Annotated in this window: 24 protein-coding genes; all 24 read left to right on the top strand. The window is 29.6% G+C overall.

Annotated elements, in window-relative coordinates:
- Position 1: 1 nt before the first annotated feature.
- The 24 genes from AQ1685_RS04550 (at position 2) to AQ1685_RS04435 (ending at position 20138) form a co-directional block, all read left to right on the top strand.
- Positions 2–163: a hypothetical protein gene (locus AQ1685_RS04550; protein ID WP_157730093.1), complete on the top strand. Its 162-nt coding sequence runs from the start codon at positions 2–4 to the stop codon at positions 161–163.
- An 85-nt stretch (positions 164–248) separates the two neighbouring features.
- The gene (locus AQ1685_RS04545; RefSeq protein ID WP_095069860.1) at positions 249–1325 is read left to right on the top strand and encodes an AAA family ATPase; all 1077 of its coding nucleotides are present in this window, start codon (positions 249–251) and stop codon (positions 1323–1325) included.
- 401 nt (positions 1326–1726) lie between these two features.
- Positions 1727–3127 (top strand): serine hydrolase domain-containing protein, encoded by a 1401-nt coding sequence (locus AQ1685_RS04540; protein WP_095069858.1) that lies wholly within the window; start codon positions 1727–1729, stop codon positions 3125–3127.
- 169 nt (positions 3128–3296) lie between these two features.
- Entirely contained in the window at positions 3297–3983 is a 687-nt protein-coding gene (locus tag AQ1685_RS04535; protein ID WP_095069857.1) for a VOC family protein, read from the top strand.
- Positions 3984–4038: 55 nt separating this feature from the next.
- Positions 4039–4503, top strand: coding sequence for a RidA family protein (locus AQ1685_RS04530; RefSeq protein ID WP_095069855.1), 465 nt, complete (start codon positions 4039–4041; stop codon positions 4501–4503).
- 101 nt (positions 4504–4604) lie between these two features.
- On the top strand, positions 4605–4997 hold the full coding sequence (locus AQ1685_RS04525; RefSeq protein WP_095069853.1) for a hypothetical protein: 393 nt from the start codon (positions 4605–4607) through the stop codon (positions 4995–4997).
- Positions 4998–5196: 199 nt separating this feature from the next.
- Positions 5197–5736, top strand: coding sequence for an LOG family protein (locus AQ1685_RS04520; protein ID WP_095075000.1), 540 nt, complete (start codon positions 5197–5199; stop codon positions 5734–5736).
- Between the two features lie 286 nt (positions 5737–6022).
- Positions 6023–6238, top strand: a complete 216-nt coding sequence (locus AQ1685_RS04515; protein ID WP_095069851.1) for a hypothetical protein — start codon at positions 6023–6025, stop codon at positions 6236–6238.
- A gap of 458 nt (positions 6239–6696) precedes the next feature.
- Complete coding sequence (locus AQ1685_RS04510) at positions 6697–6876, top strand: hypothetical protein (RefSeq protein WP_095069847.1); 180 nt, start codon at positions 6697–6699, stop codon at positions 6874–6876.
- A 190-nt stretch (positions 6877–7066) separates the two neighbouring features.
- A complete protein-coding gene (locus AQ1685_RS04505; RefSeq protein WP_095069845.1) occupies positions 7067–7696 on the top strand; it encodes a DUF1826 domain-containing protein in 630 nt (209 codons plus the stop codon).
- Between the two features lie 24 nt (positions 7697–7720).
- A complete protein-coding gene (locus AQ1685_RS04500; protein ID WP_173862342.1) occupies positions 7721–8134 on the top strand; it encodes a phosphoribosyl-AMP cyclohydrolase in 414 nt (137 codons plus the stop codon).
- 23 nt (positions 8135–8157) lie between these two features.
- Positions 8158–9357 carry a GTP-binding protein gene (locus AQ1685_RS04495; protein ID WP_095069843.1) on the top strand — a complete coding sequence of 400 codons (1200 nt, stop codon included), beginning with the start codon at positions 8158–8160 and terminating at the stop codon, positions 9355–9357.
- Positions 9358–9684: 327 nt separating this feature from the next.
- Positions 9685–10260 (top strand): DoxX family membrane protein, encoded by a 576-nt coding sequence (locus tag AQ1685_RS04490; RefSeq protein ID WP_157730092.1) that lies wholly within the window; start codon positions 9685–9687, stop codon positions 10258–10260.
- 295 nt (positions 10261–10555) lie between these two features.
- Positions 10556–12361, top strand: coding sequence for a glycosyl hydrolase family 18 protein (locus AQ1685_RS04485; protein WP_095069839.1), 1806 nt, complete (start codon positions 10556–10558; stop codon positions 12359–12361).
- Positions 12358–12699 (top strand): hypothetical protein, encoded by a 342-nt coding sequence (locus AQ1685_RS04480; RefSeq protein ID WP_095069837.1) that lies wholly within the window; start codon positions 12358–12360, stop codon positions 12697–12699. Before AQ1685_RS04485 ends, AQ1685_RS04480 begins: the two co-directional genes overlap by 4 nt.
- A gap of 5 nt (positions 12700–12704) precedes the next feature.
- Positions 12705–13283 (top strand): DUF4255 domain-containing protein, encoded by a 579-nt coding sequence (locus tag AQ1685_RS04475; RefSeq protein WP_095069835.1) that lies wholly within the window; start codon positions 12705–12707, stop codon positions 13281–13283.
- Between the two features lie 6 nt (positions 13284–13289).
- Positions 13290–14318 carry a hypothetical protein gene (locus AQ1685_RS04470; RefSeq protein WP_095069833.1) on the top strand — a complete coding sequence of 343 codons (1029 nt, stop codon included), beginning with the start codon at positions 13290–13292 and terminating at the stop codon, positions 14316–14318.
- An 18-nt stretch (positions 14319–14336) separates the two neighbouring features.
- Positions 14337–16004 (top strand): phage tail sheath family protein, encoded by a 1668-nt coding sequence (locus AQ1685_RS04465; protein ID WP_095069831.1) that lies wholly within the window; start codon positions 14337–14339, stop codon positions 16002–16004.
- A gap of 51 nt (positions 16005–16055) precedes the next feature.
- Positions 16056–16517 (top strand): phage tail protein, encoded by a 462-nt coding sequence (locus tag AQ1685_RS04460; protein WP_095069829.1) that lies wholly within the window; start codon positions 16056–16058, stop codon positions 16515–16517.
- 5 nt (positions 16518–16522) lie between these two features.
- Positions 16523–16969: a phage tail protein gene (locus AQ1685_RS04455; RefSeq protein WP_095069827.1), complete on the top strand. Its 447-nt coding sequence runs from the start codon at positions 16523–16525 to the stop codon at positions 16967–16969.
- Between the two features lie 3 nt (positions 16970–16972).
- Positions 16973–17131: a DUF5908 family protein gene (locus tag AQ1685_RS04450; RefSeq protein ID WP_157730091.1), complete on the top strand. Its 159-nt coding sequence runs from the start codon at positions 16973–16975 to the stop codon at positions 17129–17131.
- Positions 17132–17812 carry a CIS tube protein gene (locus tag AQ1685_RS04445; RefSeq protein ID WP_095069825.1) on the top strand — a complete coding sequence of 227 codons (681 nt, stop codon included), beginning with the start codon at positions 17132–17134 and terminating at the stop codon, positions 17810–17812.
- An 8-nt stretch (positions 17813–17820) separates the two neighbouring features.
- The gene (gene vgrG, locus AQ1685_RS04440; protein ID WP_095069823.1) at positions 17821–19620 is read left to right on the top strand and encodes a type VI secretion system tip protein VgrG; all 1800 of its coding nucleotides are present in this window, start codon (positions 17821–17823) and stop codon (positions 19618–19620) included.
- A 2-nt stretch (positions 19621–19622) separates the two neighbouring features.
- The gene (locus tag AQ1685_RS04435; protein ID WP_095069821.1) at positions 19623–20138 is read left to right on the top strand and encodes a GPW/gp25 family protein; all 516 of its coding nucleotides are present in this window, start codon (positions 19623–19625) and stop codon (positions 20136–20138) included.
- Position 20139: the final 1 nt, after the last annotated feature.

Genomic DNA, 20139 nt, shown 5'->3' with positions numbered 1-20139 from the left:
AATGATACTTTGGGTTGTACAATTTATACGTAAAGTAGACGTTCACGACACTGACGACATTGTAGAATTAAGAAAAAAATTGAATACTCTTAAATTCAAAACTGAACAATTAGATAAAGAAGACTATCTGAATGTTTTGGATCGATTTAAAGAAATCAAATAAGCAAGTTTGATTATGATTTTATAATAATTTTTGAAAAATACACTATTCTATTTCTTATCTTAGATTAGTTCTAAAATAAATCTACATGTCTGAATTATTAAAATCTTTTGACTCTTATAATGAATTTGAAAAAGGTTCATATTTCACACTAATGTTCGACTGCATAGCTTCAAATTTATCCTTTGAAATTGCTCTAGAAGAATCAAAAGAAAATATAGATAAAGTGTTAACACTTCTTGACCTGGAAAATGAAGATTATGATTTAATTTTAAAAAATTGGAATACTGAAGATTCAAATAACGCTGATTTTAGTTTAGATTTCCCCTATCAATTTTTATTTAAATCTAACACCCAAAAATGCTTAATATGGATTTCTTTACAGTATGAAAAGTTGGATGTAGATTTTCTTTACGATTGTAATCATGCTGAATTAGAACAATATGTTATCAATAAAAACCATAAACTTCGAACTGCTTTAGGAATGTCTAGAGCTCCAACTTTTAAAGTTTTAACAAAAGATAGAGCTGGTTTTGACACTGAAGATGTTAGAACAGAAGACATATCCATTGATATCGATACAAATTACAATTCTGATTTTAAGCCTGAATACTACAAAATCACAAAAGCTATTCAATCAAAAAAATCAGGTTTAATTTTACTCTACGGAAAGCCAGGTACAGGAAAAACAACTTTAATCAAAGGAATTATTTCTGAAAACAATAAAGCTAACTTTATTTTTGTTCAAAATGAATTTGTAAATAACTTACTAGATCCTGATTTTATTTCTTTTTTACTTAGACAGCGAAATTCAATTCTAATTATTGAAGATGCTGAAAAAGTAATTACATCTAGAGAAAACTTAAAAGAAGAATCTGTAGTTTCTACCATTTTACAATTAACGGATGGACTTTTTAGTGATTATTTAAACATTAAAATTATTTGTACCTTCAATACTAGTTTATCAAAAATTGATAGCGCACTCCTTAGAAAAGGTAGAATTATTTCTAAATACGAGTTTAAAGATTTAGAGATCAACAAAACTAATGAGTTACTGAGTCTATTAAATTTTGCAAAATCTGACACTCCTCTTCCTTTAGCTGAAATATACAATCGAGAGGATAACAATTACACTAATTTAGACATAAATAAAATCGGTTTTTAGATGAATGAAGTGTATTGAAGAATTCATCAAATTTATAATGATCTGTCAGGAAAAACTTTTACAAATCCAAACTAATTTAACTGTAAACAATATTAATTTTGAATGTGATCTAGACGTTAAATCCTCTATCCTACCCCACTTTAAAATAATAGTACTAACCCGTACAAAATACCGAAAACTAAACATAATTCTACTTATAAATCAGCACTCTCTTTTTATAAATTAAAAGCCACTCTTTCATTATACAATCACGTGTTTGCTTAAACTGAACAAAAAAAAATCAATACTATTTGAAAAACTACTTAGGTATTTCAAATAAAGGTAAAGAGAAATAACAATTTTTAATTGTCACAACTTCAAAAACCCTTTGTCTTTTCAGTATAAAACTATAACCAAACAACATGATTAAACACACTTTTATACTTGTACTTTTTTTATCTTTTTTAGGGTGTAACCAAGTAAAAAAACAAAAAGAACAACCTTTCCAAAAATATCATCAAACTATAGATTCTCTTATGCAGGTTAGTGCTGATAGAGGTATTTTTAACGGTAATATTTTAGTTACCAAGAACGATTCAATTGTATATCAAAAATCATTTGGATACACAGATGGTTCACAAAAAAATAAACTTACAGAGAAATCAATTTTTAGTCCGGGTTCAATTGCAAAAGAATTCGTAGCGGTATCTATCATGATGCTAGTAGAACAAGGCAACTTAAATTTAGAAGACAAAATTTCTAGATTCAACCTAGGATTACCAGAATGGTCTGAGAAAGTAACAGTAAAACATCTTCTAAGTTTTACAAGTGGTATTCCACAAATCAATTATGAAACAATTAAAAATGAATCTGATATTTTAAAGGATTTACAACAGTTAGAAAATTTACTCTTCGAACCCGGATCAGATGTCAACTATAACAATAATAGCATTTTCCTTCAGAAAAAAATTATTGAAGATATTACTAAAAAGACATTTCAGGATTTTGCAAAGGAAAACATTATCGTTCCTTTAAAAATGAAAGATATTAGCTTTGATCCTGGTTATGATTACCCCAACAGAGTTAGATGTTTTAATGTTCACAAAGAAAATACCGAAGAAAGTGTTATTACTAAAGGTTGGATATGGTTATCTATAAACGATTTAAACAAATGGATTACTGCGCTACATAATTATAAACTTATTTCGAAAGCGTCATTAGAAAAATTACTTGTCAATCAATTTTTCGAAAACAAAAAATGTATAATGGGATCGTCTAATAAAACTTTCACAATGCATCAACATGGTGGACAATTTCATCAATTTGAAGCAGCTTTTGTGAGTGAATTTAAAGATGATCTAAATGTGATTTTAATGTCGAATAATAAAAATCAAGCTTTTGAAATTATTCTATCGCTTTATAATATTATGAAAGACAAATCTTTTACTCTACCTAAAAGATCGATCTACAGACAAATCCGAAGCAAATGTCATGAAGACATTGATTTAGGAATTCAGTATTACAAAGAATTAAAGGCTACCGAACTCGCTATCTATAATTTTGAAAGCCCTAATGAGTTAAACGCTTTAGGTTATGATTTATTAAATTCAAAGAAAATAAATGAAAGTATTGGAATATTTAAACTAGCGATTTCAGAATTTCCAGACAATGCTAATTTATATGATAGTTTAGGCGAAGTGTATTTCACAGACAAGCAATATGATTTGTCTTTGTTAAACTATAAAAAATCTCTGGTATTAAATTCTAATAATGCTAACGCAGAAAAAATGATCAAAAAAATTCACTCGCTAGTCAAAAAATAGTTCCTTTACAACGAAATGACCTTATAATAAAAATCCTTGTTGAAATATAATCAGCAGGGATTTTTTAAATTTATAGCAAAATTGCTTCAATAGTAATTAATTATTGAAGAAACGTAAACAATAGCGATAATTTAAATTGCAATAAAAAGAATAAAAATCCTAAATTATAATGAAGTTTCTACAACTCAAACTCTACACAAACAAATTAGAATCTGAACTCTTATTCTATTCAGAAACCTTGGGCTTCGAAATAGTACATCAAAGTAAAAACTCGTTTTCAGTAAAAGTTGGTTGGAGTGAATTAATTTTTGAAAAATCTGAACAAAAACACCAATACCATTATTGTTTTTTAATTCCATCTAATCATTTATATCAAGCCTTAGAATGGATGGAAAAAAGAACTGAAATAATAACTATTGAAGAAAATAAAAAAACACAAAATTTTAAATCTTGGAATGCAGATTCTTTTTATTTCTTAGATGCTAGTGAAAACGTGGTAGAGTTTATTGTTCGTCATAATTTAAAAAATGAAGAAACATCAGCTTTTAACCTTTCAAAAGTGATAGGAGTTAATGAAATGGGAATGCCAACAAAATATGTCTCTAAAATTAATGATCAGTTAGAAAAAGAACTAAATACTAAGTTCTGGAAAGGCGATATCGAAAGATTTGGTACTAACGGAGATGAAGACGGAATTTTATTGCTACCCAATTATGAAATAAAAAAACATTGGTTCCCTACAAATTCTCCTATAAAAGCCCAGCCTTTTGAAACTATAGTTGAGCATAAAGAAACCATTTACAAATTAGTATATCAGAATGAAGTATTACATACAAAAAAACTAACAGCTGAATAATATTATTTGTATTTGAAGCTTCATATTCAAAATTATACAATTAAGAAAAAGTATCATGACAAAACAACTTGCACAAAATCTAAAAAAATTAAATTTAAAACTACCCGAAGTTTCTACTCCTGGTGGGAATTATAAATCTGTTAACATTAGAGAAAATATTGCTTACGTAGCTATACAATTTCCTATACACAATGAAACCTATTTACACCTAGGACGATTAGGAGATGAAATAACAACCGATGAAGGTTATAAAGCAATGCAGTTATGCGCTTTGAATGTCATAGCTCAAATTAATAAAAAAATTGGATTTGATAATGTTATTGGATTAAATCATATCGATGCTTACTTTCAATCTGCAGATCATTGGGATGACTCTCCAAAAGTAGTCAATGGAGCATCTGATCTGTTTGTAAATCTTCTTGAAGAAAAAGGAGAACACTCCAGATCTATTTTTGGAGTTTATAAATTACCTAGAAATTTTAGTGTGGGCTTAACGGCTTCTTTCACCATAAAATCTTAGCTCTATAAGTCTATAAATTTCTTTATGTTTGCACGCAGTAAATTAAAACAACGCTAAACTTTTACTTTGTAAATATTTAGCCAAATGTTAAAGAAAAAACTATGAAAAACTCTAAACTAATTTTCAAATCTATTCTCTTAATTTTCTTCGCTATTAGTTTTACCAATTGTAGCGACGACGAATTTATTATTTCTGGTACTGAAGCACTTTACGACAAATGGTGGGATGATGCAAAACCAGGAGGATTCAATAGAGACTTATACTTCTCTTCAAATGGTGTATTTCAAAACAGAAGTAACAATCCTTATAATAGTGATGTATCTGGAACTTGGAAATGGGTTGATAAACAAAACCGAATTATGCAAGTAAATGTCACTGAACTTGGTGATATCTGGTTTAAATTTACAACCATTAATGAAGAATTAATGAGGTTTGAAAGATCTGGTGACGGTAAAAGTTTTAATGGCGATTTTTTTTATAAACCAGAAGAATAAATTAAACCCATACATTATAAAAACTCATTTAAAGCTTAGAAATAAATTTCTGAGCTTTTTTCATTTTAATTTTAAAAGTTCAAAATAAAAAGTATTATTTAACTTTCAAGAAATTTAAAATTAATCACAAAAAAGATCGCATAACAAAATTATGATTTATAAATCTCTAAATTTTAATACAAAGATTAAATAAATGAAAATGAATAGAATTACAGTCTTCTGCGCTTCTAGTTTTGGAACTGATAAAGATTTTGAATCTAGTGCCAAACAACTTGGAAAAAAACTTGCTCAAGAAAATATTGAATTAGTTTATGGTGGCGCAAATGTTGGTTTAATGGGAGCTGTTGCAGATGCAGTATTAGAACACGAAGGAAAAGTAATTGGTGTTTTACCCAACTTTTTAAAGTCAAAAGAAATTGCTCATGAAGGATTAACACAACTAATTTTAGTGGATTCTATGCATGAAAGAAAAGCTAAAATGAATGATCTTTGTGATGGTATTATTGCTTTACCTGGCGGATTTGGCACTCTAGAAGAACTTTTTGAAGTACTTACATGGAGACAATTAGGACTTCATAAAAAGCCAATAGGAATATTAAACATTAACGGCTTTTATGATAGTTTAATTTCTTTTTTAGATCATATGACTGAAAAAGGTGTTTTGAAAAAAGAAAATAGAGAACTGGTTTTGATAAGCGACACTGTTGAAGAATTACTCGATAAAATGTTCAATTACTAATGTATTTAATTTAAGAAACAAACCTTAAAAAACAATTCGTTACTGCAATAACTTCTTTGGGGTATTTTAAATACGCGAAAGAAGTAAATATTGAAGAATGAGTTAAGGTTATGGAGATAAAAAAGATGAATCTAGATTAAAACAAAACATATTGGGAAATATTTCTATACATATGGAAATAAATTCAAGTAATATTTGACATTTTTATCGTAAATTTATAAGAGTGATTATTAATTTTAAAATAATCATGCGATAAAATCAAACCAGTATTTAATTAAAAGTTATTATGAAAAAAGTAATTTTAGCTACAAAAGTAATACTATTAGCCATTTTTGGTATTATAGCTGCACTTTCATTATTAATGTTTCCTACATTAATTGGTGATAACGATCCCAAAACTGCTACACTTGGTTACTCTTATTTAGGTTTGTTATTAATTTCTGCAACACTATTCTATTTTATAATTAGAAGAGAAATCAAGCCATCTAAAGTTAAAGTTTAGCATTTATTCAATTGAAAAAACACATAAGATACTTCATAAATTTTCTGCTTATTTTCAGTTTATCTGTTAATGAGTGTATTGCTTGCAATCAAACAAGTATTTCAAATTATTATGAAGTATCTTATGTTAGTAAACAAGAAGAATTAAATTATAAATACCAAAATACGTATTCTAAAAGGATTAAAAATCTTAATAAAAAGATATCCTTTATAATTATTTCTTTTTTTAATCTGCAAAAAAAGCAACATAAAAAAGTTGCTAATCTTCTTTATACTCAAACAGAAATATTTCAAAAAATACGTGTTAGGCTAGCCCAACTAACTTTCATCAAAATAAAATACTCAAAAAGTAACATAACTTCAAGTTTATACATAGCATAGTTTTCCTTTTAAACTATGCATACATGCAATAATTGCATCAATGATAAAATATCTATTTAACTATTTATCATATTTAAAATGTATACACAAAAAAGTAAATCCGATTCGGTAAAATCGAAAAGAATCACGTATTGGATAAAGCGAAAAATCCTATTCATAATAACGTCTTTTATGTTAGGCATGTCTAATGCCATCTATAATGAAGACAAAATGGTTCATGGAGAAGATTACATAAAACAAGAACAAAAGAAAGATTAAAATTTATTGTATTCAAAACATGTTGTCTCTTTGATAGTACTCTTTTGAATAATTTAGCTTACCCAATCAAACACAAACTCCAGAAAACATAACGCAACTCAGTTGCGATTTAAAATAATTACTTATTTTTGAACTGAAATTATAATGTATTTACAGTAAGAGTGAATTTTAATTAACGATAGAAATAAAGATGAACGAAGCATTAGTAAAAAACTGGTTTTATGCAGATACTATTGAGTCTCTTTATAAGATTCATCAAGAGGATATAAATATTGTATTATTCAATAGAAATATTGATGCTTTAAAAACCGATATAGATGATGTATTGACCAGACAAGTAAAAATCAATGCTTATGGCACTATCGATAATATAATGAAAGAATTGATAGATCAATGTGAATTGAGCTACTCTTCTTTACTAATAAAAGACATTAAAAATCAACTTATATCTTTTAAACAAATTTCTCAGTCAGAAACTTTAAGATTGTTTTTAGCCACTGTAGAAACAGATATGTGCAAGAAATTCCATATAGATGTAAATGATTTAAGAATGCTTTGTACCTATAGTGGATCTGGGACTTTATGGTTAACAGAAGATAATGTGAATAGAGAAGCTCTTAAAAACTTTGCTGATAATGCAACTATAGTTATTGACGAAAATAATATTCAACAAGCTGAGACTGGTACTGTTATTATTTTAAAAGGAAGTACATATCCTAAATATCAAACAAAAGCCATAGTGCATCGAAGTCCGACTATAGAAAATAAAGAAGAAAAAAGGTTATTACTAAGAATCGATACAAGTGAATTCTTAAAATAAAATATTTTATAAATCAAAACTATAATGATATCTGATATAACTCTTGAACTAGAAGAGGGATTAAAATTAAAACCTCAGTTCGAAAAACGTAACGGTTTACTTCCTGTCGCTGTTCAAGAAACAGCTACTGGGCAATTATTAATGTTAGCTTCTGTAAATAAAAAAGCTCTTGATAAGACTTTGAAAACAAAGATGGCTACTTTTTGGAGTACATCTAGAAATGCTCTTTGGACCAAAGGTGAAACTTCAGGAGATTTCTTAAGCATTGATAAAATTTTAATTGATTGTGACCAAGATGCGCTGGTTTACCAAGTAACTTTAGTTGGTAATGGAGTTTGTCATACATACGATGCTGATGGTAAACATCGTAAAGCTTGTTTTTACAGAGAAGTTAATCTTGAGGAAAACCAACTTCAGTTTATAAAAAATATGCAATAATCAACCTATCAACTAACCAACAAATGATCACAGAAAAAAAACTTCCAGTAACCGTTTTAAGCGGTTTTTTAGGTGCCGGAAAAACTACTTTATTAAATCATATACTACACAATAAAGAAGGTTTGAAAGTAGCCGTTATTGTAAACGACATGGGAGAAGTAAATGTAGATGCTGATTTAGTAAAAAACGAAAACTCATTATCACATACTGAAGAAAAATTAGTAGAAATGAGTAACGGTTGTATTTGCTGTACATTACGAGAAGATTTAATGATAGAAGTGGAACGTTTAGCAAGTGAAAATAGATTTGATTATCTATTAATTGAAAGTACAGGAATAAGCGAACCTATTCCTGTGGCACAAACGTTTTCATTTGCAGATGAAGAAAGCGGAATTGATCTTTCAAAATTTAGTTACATAGATACCATGGTAACAGTGGTAGACGCTTATAACTTTTTTAATGACTTTGGAACTCCTGAAAGGTTAATTGACAGAGCACTTACAGATATTGATGGTGATGATAGAACAATCGCCGATTTATTAACAGATCAGGTTGAATTTGCTAATGTTATTCTTCTTAATAAAACTGATTTAATCACAGAAGAACACTTAAAGAGCTTAAAAGGAGCCATTCATAATTTAAATCCTTCTGCTCGTATTATAGAAACAGAATATAGTAAAATCAATCCAAAAGCAATTTTAAACACTGGCTTATTTGATTTTGAGGAAGCACAACAAAGTGCTGGTTGGATTGAAGAATTACAAAAAGAAGAACATACACCAGAAACAGAAGAATATGGAATTTCTTCATTTGTATTTAAATCTAGAAAACCTTTTGATCCCAAACGATTTTTAAATTTTGCTCACGAATTCCCTGATTCAATTATCCGAAGTAAAGGATTATTTTGGCTAGCTTCCAGATCTAATCAAGCTTTTATTTGGGGGCAAGCTGGAGGTTCATTAAAAGCTCAAAATGGTGGCGTTTGGTGGGGAAGTATGCCTGCTAAAAAAAGAATTCAATATCCTTCATACATCAACAATCAAGATATTATTGAAGAAAATTGGGATAAAATGTTTGGCGATAGAAAAATTGAAATAGTTTTTATTGGTCAAGATATGGATAAAGAGCAAATTATTTCTGATTTAAATGCTTGTCTTTCTTCTGATGAAGAGTTAGCTACCATGAAATGGAAACTTGGATATGATGATGAATGGCCTTTATAAAAATCTATTCATGAATTTACGAACATAAAATACAATTACAATTCACTGCTATTTTTTCAGTCTTAAAAGAAATAATAGGTTTATTCCAGTAACAAAGTAAAATGTAAATCGTCTTAATTTAGTTTACATAAATACAACTAAAATCTGTTGTGTATTTGGAGTAAAATTCTGTCAATTTGAGTGATTTTTCAAAATGAAATGAAGAAAAAATATTTAGAAATAGTTCTCGATACATTTCTTCGTGCCTTGAAAGTACTCGAACTGACAATTTAAGATTATTTATGTTTCTAAATCCACTACGGGTAACTAAATAAACCTTTTATAAAATTGAAAAAACAAAAAACAATTGATTTTTCGATCTTAAGTTTACGTTGGTATCTTATATTCTATATGATTAGTTATGGCTGGAGTAAATTAACTTTTAGTCAATTTGGAGTTCATGATCCTTCAATAATTGAACAGCCAATGAAAAGCATAGATAGTTTTTATGTGGCATGGCATTTATTTGCAAGAAGCAACTTTTTTAATATCGTTTCAGGTCTTATAGAAATTCTTGGTGCTATTTTACTTTTGTTTAATAGAACTACAATTATTGGAGCTTTAATTATCTTATCTGTATTAGTACAAATATTAATCATTAACATTTCTTTTACAACTGGTGTTCATGGTTTTGGACTTCCATTTAGAATTACAGGAATGATAATTGCCGATATTTTTATTCTATATTATTACAGGGATCGAATAATATTAGCTTGGAAAAATCTAACAGGAGGAACTTCTACTAAATTTAAATACAAATGGTGGATTTTTTTACTCCTACCAATTATTGGATTTTTAATGGATTTTATATTTACCTTCTTACTGATTCCATTTAAATTATTACTCTATTATTTGACATCATAAATCTTCACTTTAAAATCCTCATCAGTATTATAACCATATGTATTGAGGTTTTAACATTAAAATATTTTAACAGGATAAGCCTTTTTTTGTTTAATTTATGTTTATTTGTAACTATTAACCAACAACTATTAGCATAAAAACACTCAATTGTATAAAAACACCTCCAAACTCTACTAACCATTAACCAATCAAAATATTTTTTTATAAGTACTACTTAACGGTGGTATAACACTGAGTTTATATAATTGTTTTTATTATAAATTGATTTTTTACAGTATGTTTTAAATCTATTTAAATGAAGTATAAAAACATTTTTTTTACTTTCTTTTTGTTATTTTTAGTTAGCAATCAAGTTGCTTATTCTCAAGATGTATCTAAAGATGCTAAAAAAGGAAAAAAAGTGTTTTCTTTTCTAACGAATCTCTTTAAACACAACGATTCAGCAAAACAAGCGAGAAAATTTATTCATCAACATCACAAAGTTTTAAAAGACAAAAAATCTTCAACTTTTGTTACTAAAATCAGTAACCTAGAGTCGAAACTTTTTAAAACTTCTAAAGATTTTAAATTAAAGTATGAAGTTTTTGGTTGGTATCCTTATTGGGAAAAAGATTATTATAAAAACATCAACTTCAAACTACTTTCTACTGTAGCATATTTTTCATATGAAGTAAATCCTAAAACGGGAAATCCTATTTCTACTCACGACTGGGAAACTACAGGATTAATAGATTCGATAAAAGCCCAAAAAGGAAAAAGAGTTTTACTTACAGTAAGCAACTTCGGAATTAGAAATAACAGAAAATTCTTAAAGAATTCAGATGCTGTTGATACACTCATTGATAATCTTATAAAACTTTTAGCAAAACGTGATTCAGATGGAGTTTGTATCGATTTTGAAGGTGTTTCTAAAAATCAAAAAAGTGAATACACTAGCTTTTTACTCAATTTATCTAATCGTTTAAAAGCAGCTAATAAAAAATACCAAATTTATGTTTCAGTACCTAATGTAAACTGGAGTGAATCTATAGATTTTAAAGCGATTGACAAAGCTATAGATTGTTTTGTTATTATGGGATACGACTATTACGGAAAAGGAAGTAAAGTTGCTGGTCCGGTTGCTCCATTGGAAAGTGCAAAAACCTGGGAGCCTTTTAACTTAACTAACTCTGTTGATTATTACACAAGTCACATTGCAAGCTCTAAAATAATTTTAGCATTACCAACTTATGGAAGTCTTTGGGAAACTAAAAATCTAGATTTAAAATCTAAAGTGAAAAATTATTTAGGTAGTAGAACTTACAGTTATATTAAATCTAACATTGAAAAGAACGAAGCAGTTTATATAGATGACGTAAGTAAAAGTGCTTACAGTGTTTATAAAATTAAAGGAAGTAAAAATACATACAGACAATGTTGGTTTGAAAACGATTCTTCTTTTACCATTAAAACTAATCTAATTAAACAAAAAAAACTCCGTGGTCTTGGTATTTGGGCTTTAGGATATGATAGAGGTTATAATGATTTTTGGGAAGTAATTCACAAAGAATTAGGAGAGCCAAGATTAAGTAATGATACAAGTATAGTTAGGCAAGGATCTTCTTCCGAAACAAATAATAGTAGTAATGGTAATAATGGAGGGACTTTACAGAACGGTAATATTTCAACTGGAACAGACACTTCAGGAAATTCATCTAGTAACAATGCTGCTTCCGCATCTCCTACAGTAGTTACTAAAATTGTAGATGGCTTAGGACTTACCGATCCTAACAGCAAAGTTAATCGTGTAGAAAAAAAATTAGTCAAAATTACAGACTACAAAACTGTATTGTTATACATCATGTGTTTTGTTTTATTTTTTGCTTGTATTGGCTTTGTCATCGCTTTACTTTCTGAAAACACAAGAAATAACTTTTTCAATAACAACAACTTAAAGAAATACTACACTGGTTTGGTGCTCCTACTAACTGTTGTAGTTTTTAGAATGATGCACTGGATTGATAACGGTAGTGTGTTATTAATCTGTGGTTTTTTACTCGGTGCTTATTCTTTTTATCTCATCAATAAATTCATAGAACGTAAAGAAAAAGAATTACCGTGAAAAATAGTTTGAGTACAAAAGAAAAAGCAGCTAAAGACGATTTTGGGAAAGCTAAAAAGATTATCAAAGTCGTAAAGAAAGCAATTTCAAAAGAGTTACTGTGGTTACTTTTTGTATTGATTATAAGTATCCCGATAGCTTTAATCATCGCTTACATAGTAAGTTCTGAAGCTGAAATTTTAAATAAACAATTATCAAGAGATTTAGAAGACATCTCCGAAATTATAACACATCAAAGACCAGCATTCACATTAATTTATACCATTTGTGTAGTTGGAATTTATTTTTCGAGAATGATTGTAAACGCTATTAAAACGTTGGTAAACGACAAAAAATAATCTGTATGTTAGATAAGGTATTAATATTTATTCGTGACTTACTAAATAAAGAACTAAAAATGTCTTTCGGACTTACGGAAGATATTGTTATGGTAAGCAGCCTTATTAATCTCGATGGAAGTATTAGTCAAAATATAGAAAATAAAATTATTCTTTCTGTTATTAATCTTGAACAAGAAAAAGCGATAAAAAATACAGAAGAGTATAGAAATACAGGAAAAGGTTCGTTTAATAAAATGAATCCTCCTGTTTATTTAAACATGTATTTATTGATCTCTGCAAATTATAATTCTGATAATTATATTGAATCATTAAAAATGCTTTCTGCTGTTATTGGGACTCTACAAGCGACAAAGGTTTTTACTTCAAATTCTCATCCTGATTTAGATGAATCTGTAGAGCGATTAATTTTCCAAATTTTTAATGTTCCTATTCAAGAATTAAGTCATGTTTGGAGCGGAATTGGAGCTAAATATGTTCCATCCATGGTATATAAAGTTCGAATGATTAGCATCCAAAAAGGTCGTATCATAGAACAAGTAAGTAGTGTTAATAATTCAGGAGCAAGTGCTTTAAAAAAATAGAAGACGATGAACAGCACACACAAACATTGGTTTTCTCTTTTAATTCATCATGATTATTTTCCTAATCAAGAATGTACTATTTTGAATTTAACTCCTGTTCAAGATTCATTAAGAACTATAAAAAACTACAGAATTCGTTTTCAAAATAACAAAAATGAATTTCAATGTTTTGCTGAAGTTCCTGACAATAAAAAAATATGGGACGAACTAAATACTGCTGAAGATTTATTTTTCTTTTTGGAAAATACCGACCCTAATTTTTACAACTATACAGATATTGATTTTTCTAAATCTGAAAGTTTTTTATATTATTTCACTAATAATACAATTACGAATAGATTTCAAAATGAAATCCAGACCTCTGCTCAAACAAAAATAAAGTTTCATTCGCTACAGTTTAATCTAAACATCGATAAAACAAAGTCGAATACAATCATTATAAAGCATAAAGGTGAGAGTATTTTCTCTTATACCTCCGAAGTAGGCAAACAATTTATTCCTATTAATCTTAACGCATTTGGTACTGGGGTTTATGAATTGTGGATAAATAACAACAAACAAGAAACATTTTTTGCAACTGCTAATCCTCCATCAATACATACAATTGGAGTTGTTCACCTGAACATGAAAAACGCTGTAGAATCATTAAAGGAAAATACACTTCCTAAACTCATTTTAAATTTTGAATCGAGAGCTACCTACAGAGAATACGTAGTTGTAATACCTGAATATAAAAAAATAGAAATTCAAAATATAAGTATTGATAGTGGCGGAAACGAAACTTACAGTACTCCAGAAAAAAAAGTAGTATTTGAAGATCACGGAGAATCTTATGTATTTGTATCAGAACAACCTTTAAAGTTCTATCAAAAAACAAAAGAACATCCCCTTCTTAAAATACAATACATGAATCAATTTTCTGATGTGCTTATTGAACATGATATGAAGATTCCTGTTCCTAAAGCAACCTCTATTAAAATCAAAAATAAAAATGAAGAGGATACTTATTATTCTCAATCAATAATTTATGTCTAACCTTTAAAAACAAGAAGAATGTCAGTAACAGAAATGAAAACACCAGGAGTTTACATCCAAGAATTGGATGCTTTTGGTAATGCTGTTGTACCTGTTCCAACCGCGATTCCTGCATTTATAGGATACACGGGAAAGACGAGTTACAATGGTAAAGATCTTGTAAACAAAGCTGTGAGAGTTACTTCACTTGCCGAGTTTAATGCAATCTTCGGAAGTCAACCTCCACAAATTCAATTTAATGTAAATTTAGTACCAGCTAACGCTCCTGCCCCTAAAGCAGCTACTCCAGATGCTTCAAAGAAGAAAGGTGATGCTGCAAAAGCTACAACACCACAAGTTGATACTACAACTACAGCAACACCAGATTTTTTTATCGATGCTGATGGTTATAGTTTAGCTACTAGTACTGTAAATTATAGATTATACAGTGCTATCAAATTTTTCTATGAAAATGGTGGTGGTACTTGTTATGTTGTATCTACAGGTGCTTACGATTACTCTTTAACAGGATTAACATCTACTGATCCTTTCACAGATGCTTTAACTGTATTAGAAAAAGAAACTGAGCCTACTATGATTGTTATTCCAGACTCAGTAGAATTAATGGATCCTACTGAAACTGAATTAGCAAAAAAGTATGCTTTATGTTATACTTTACAAGGACAGTTAATTAATCACTGTGGAGCTCTAGCAACTCGAGTTGCTTTACTTGATGTACCTGGTGGATATTCAGAGCCTTTAGTAGGAACTACAAGTGTAGAAGCTTTCAGAAATGCTGTTGAACCAACGTTACCAAAGTTTAACAGTTATGCGGCAGTGTATTACCCTTGGTTACATACCACTGTAAATCAATTAACAGATATTTCATACAACAATATTGCACAAGGAAGTTACACTACTGTAAAAGCAATGTTAAATGCTGAATTTCCTAATATTGTAGACCCTAAAACAGGAACTAGTTCTCCAAATCCTATCGTAAAATACATTAATGCTTTATTTGCTGCTAAACCAGGAGCAGACGGGATCACTAGAGATAAAGCAGATGCTGTACTTAAAAACTTAAGTTCTTCATATAAACTTTTATTAAAGCATATGTTAGAGCATTTAAACTTAATGACTCCAAGTGCTGCTATGGCTGGTATTTATACGACTGTAGATAACAATGAAGGTGTTTGGGTTGCTCCTGCAAATGTTGGTGTACAAGGTGTAATTGCTCCATCTATTAAAATTGATTTAAAAGCTCAAGAAGATTTAAACATGCCTTTGGATGGAAAATCTGTTTGTGCAATTCGTTCATTCCCTGGAAAAGGTGTTTTAGTTTGGGGTGCAAGAACTCTAGATGGAAATTCTAACGATTGGAGATATATTAATGTAAGAAGAACTTTAATTTACATTGAGCAATCTGTAAAAGAAGCTGCAAGTGCTTATGTGTTTGCTCCAAACGATGCTAAAACTTGGGTATCTGTAAAAAGTATGATTTCTAATTTCTTATTAGGATTATGGAACCAAGGCGGATTAGTAGGTCCTAAACCTGCCGACGCTTTTTCTGTAACTGTAGGATTAGGTAGTACAATGACAGCAGACGATATTTTAAACGGAAGAATGATTGTTGCTGTAAAAGTAGCTGTTTCTCATCCTGCGGAATTCATTGAAATTACTTTCCAACAAGAAATGCAAAAAGGATAAAAATTAAAGTTAGAAACAAAAAATAATTAATCAATTTAAAAATATTCAATCATGGCAGATGACGGATCAGCACAAGGGTCAATTTGGCCATTAACTAAATTTTATTTCACAGTTAGTTTAGGGTCTCAAGACAGCACAGCATCATTTCAAGAAGTTTCTGGTTTAGATACAGAAACACAAGTTGTAGAATACAGACATGGAGATAGTAAAACCTTCAGCACAATTAAAATGCCAGGCTTAGCTAAATTCGGTAATGTAACTCTTAAAAAAGGAATTTTTGTAAAAGATAATAATTTCTGGAATTGGTATAATGCCATTAAAATGAACACTATTAAGAGAGAAACTGTAGTTATCAAATTATTAGATGAATCAGGTTCTCCAACTATGACTTGGACTTTAACAAATGCTTGGCCAACAAAAATTACTGGTACAGATTTAAAGTCTGAAGCAAATGAGGTTGCTGTAGAAACTTTAGAGTTAGCTCATGAAGGCTTAACTATTGCAAATAGTTAAAATTTATGAGTGATTACCCATTACCAGGTTTTTATTTCAGACTCACATTTCCTTTAGAATTAGGCTTAGCCGATACTTCTTTTAAAGAGGTATCGGGTATGTCTATGGAAATGGGTATTGAAGAAATTACTGAAGGTGGCGAGAACCGCTTTAAACATAGAGTTCCTACAGGAGCTAAATATCAAAATTTGGTTTTAAAACGTGGTGTTACCTCAAGTATTTCTGCATTATCATTATGGTGTGAAGCTACAATTGGTGGAGGATTGTCTTCTTCAATAATAACTCAAACTGTTATTTTAAGTTTGTTAGATGAAGATAGTTTCCCTATAAAAAACTGGAGTTTTATTAATGCCTGGCCAGTAAAATGGGAGTTTTCTCCTTTAGATTCTATGAAGAATGAAATTCTTATAGAAAGCTTAGAGTTATCATACGATTATTCACTAGTAATTTAAACTATGCCTATAGAGATTAGAGAATTAATAATAAAGGTAAAAGTAGAAGAATCTATAACACCAAAATCTGATGTTTTAGATACAAGTACCATCAAAGAAACTATAGCTAGTATTTGTAAAAAAGAAGTAAAAAAACAATTACAAAAACTAAAAGAACGATAAATGTCGAAAGAATTAATGACTATAACTGCTTACTCAGACAATGAGTTTTCTAGTGAAACAGGCGACAGTTGTACTGTACAAATTAACCCTGCTTCATATACTCATGATCATACTATAGAGTATAACAAATTTCAACCTGTTGGTTCTCCCGGCACCTCAACTTGGTATAAAGGAACTCCACCAGAAAAAGTATCTTTTGATATTTATTTTGATGCAACAGGAGCAATTAGCACGAGTAGTTTAAGTAGTTTATTATCATCTTCGACTTCCGTTTCAGATCAAATAGATGAATTTAAAAGTACTTGTTTTACTTATAATGGTAGTATTCATGAACCCAATTATTTAATTCTTTCATGGGGAACATTAGTTTTTAAATGTAAACTTACCTCTTTAAATATTTCTTACACACTATTCCAAAGCGATGGTACACCATTACGTGCGAAATTAAGTGTAGCTTTTGAAAGCTCTATTTCAGCAGACGATATAGCTGCAGAAGCAGACAATCAATCTCCAGATTTAACACACTATATAGAAATCAAAGAAGGAGATACTTTGCCTCTTATTTGTTATCAAATCTACGGAGATAGTAATTACTATACTGAAGTAGCTGCATATAACAATATTTTAAATTTTAGAGATTTAAGTCCAGGTACAAAATTATATCTACCTCCTTTAAAATAATCGTAATTATGGCAAGTTCACCAATAATAAGTGGAAACAATTTAGTTTCATTTACCATTACCTCTAAAGGTGATGCAATTCCAGATTCTTATGGAGTTATGAGTGTAAGTATCACTCAAGAAATTGACACTATAGCTCAAGCACAAATTACTGTTAGAGATGGTAATCCTTCTACCCAAATGTTTGAAATTGCAGATGCTTCAACTTTTGATATCGGTAATACTATTGAAATCTCTCTAGGATATGCTAATGACACTACCACTATTTTTTCTGGAGAAGTAACCAAACAATCTATTAAAGTAGATGATTCTGGCACTACATTTCAAATCAGTTGTAAAGACACCTTAGTTTCTCTAGTAAAAAGTAAAAGTCAAGTTGTACTTTCTGATGCTTTAGACAGTGATGCTATTCAACAAATTGTAGATAATACAGGAGTTGATGCAGACATTAGTGCTACAAATGTAACTAAGGAAAAAATTATTCAATATCAAGCTTCAGATTGGGACTTCATTGTAAGTAGAGCACAACGAAATGGTATGGCAGTAGTTACTGATAGTGGCACGTTAACTATCAGCGAAATTTCTGTAGATACTGAAGCTGTTTTAGAACTCAAATATGGTAGAGATATCATTGAAATGGATATTGAACTACAAGCTACAGAACAACTAAATTCAATTACTTATAATTCATGGTCATTATCAGACCAAGAATCTGTAAGTTCAGAAGCTAGTGAACCTACAACTAATGAACAAGGAGATGCATCAGAATCTGATTTAGAAGCTGTAACAGATACAGATGGAACAATATTTACTTCTGTTCCGTTTACGCAAGAAGAAACTCAAGAAACATCCGATGCATTATTATTACGATTACGCATGTCTAAATTTCGTGGAAGTATTACATTTCCCGGATCTGCAGAAGTAAAACCAAACACGTTAATATCATTAACTGGTTTAGGAGATTCCTTTAATGGTGATGCTTATGTATCTAGTGTTCATCATAATTTAAGTGGCGGAAAATGGATTACTGAAGTTCAAATTGGAATACCTCCAGAATTTCATGACCAAAAAGTAAAATCAGCGCCATCTGAACCAGAAATAAAAGAAACATTAATCGATGTTAAAGGTTTACAAGTAGGCGTTGTACAAGATGTTTATGATGAAGATGGTGGAGAATATCGAGTACAAGTAGAAATTCCGATGTTAAACGATACGACAGAATTTGTTTGGGCTCGTTTAGCTTCATTTTATGCTAGTAATTCTTTTGGTGCCTATTTCTTTCCTGAAGTAAATGATGAAGTAATTTTAGGTTTTATCGATGGAAATCCAGCTTATCCCGTAGTTTTAGGAAGTATGTATAGTAGTGCATTACCTGCAGCGTCTACAGTTATTCCTGCCGATAGTGATAATAATTTAAAAGCTCTGATTACAAGAAGTCAACTTCAAGTACAATTTGATGATGAAAACATTGTCATGACGATGCTTACTCCTAACGGAAATACCATAGTATTAAGTGATCAAGATGAAGCCATTACTATTACAGATCAAAATAGTAATCAAATTTTAATGAATAGTGATGGAATTACAATTCAAAGTGCTTCTGCTATGACTTTAAAAGCCTCTGATGCTATAAGTATAGAAGGCGCTTCTGTTTCAATTACTTCAGATAGTGATGATATCAGTATTAGTAGTTCTGCTTCACTTTCTGGTTCTGCATCTGAATCGTTAACGCTTAGCGGTAATAGCAGTACTGATGTAAGTAGTAGTGGAACAACAAGTATTAGCGGATCAACAGTAAACCTTAATTAAGCATGAAGTTTAAAAAAGAAGATATAAAAAGACATAATTTATTCTTAGGAACTGGTTGGAGCTTTCCTCCTACTTTTCATAAAGAAAGTTCTTTAGGTGTAGAAATGGTTTCTAACGAAAAAGATATACAACAATCGTTGAAAATCTTACTAAATACCAAAATAGGAGAGCGAATTATGACACCAAGATACGGTTGTGATATTTATACATACTTATTCGAATCTATATCAAACTCTCGAATTCATCTAATTACAGAAATGATTCGTACTGCTATTTTAAGATTTGAACCTAGGATTAAATTGATTAAAGTTTATGTTGATGAAACTCAATATTTAGATGGAGTTATTAAAATTAATTTAGATTATAAAATCCCATCAACAAACACACGTTTTAATCTGGTTTTCCCGTATTACAAAATTGAAGGAACTGATATACCAGAATTATATAAAAGACCAGTAAAGCAACCTACAAACTTAGCAGATTTAGTTGCGCTTCATAGAGCAAAAAATAAACAATAGA

It is taken from the genome of Tenacibaculum jejuense, assembly GCF_900198195.1.
GTDB lineage: Bacteria > Bacteroidota > Bacteroidia > Flavobacteriales > Flavobacteriaceae > Polaribacter > Polaribacter jejuensis.
Note: the sequence above shows the minus strand (reverse complement) of the source record. Positions and strands in the feature narration are given on the sequence as shown.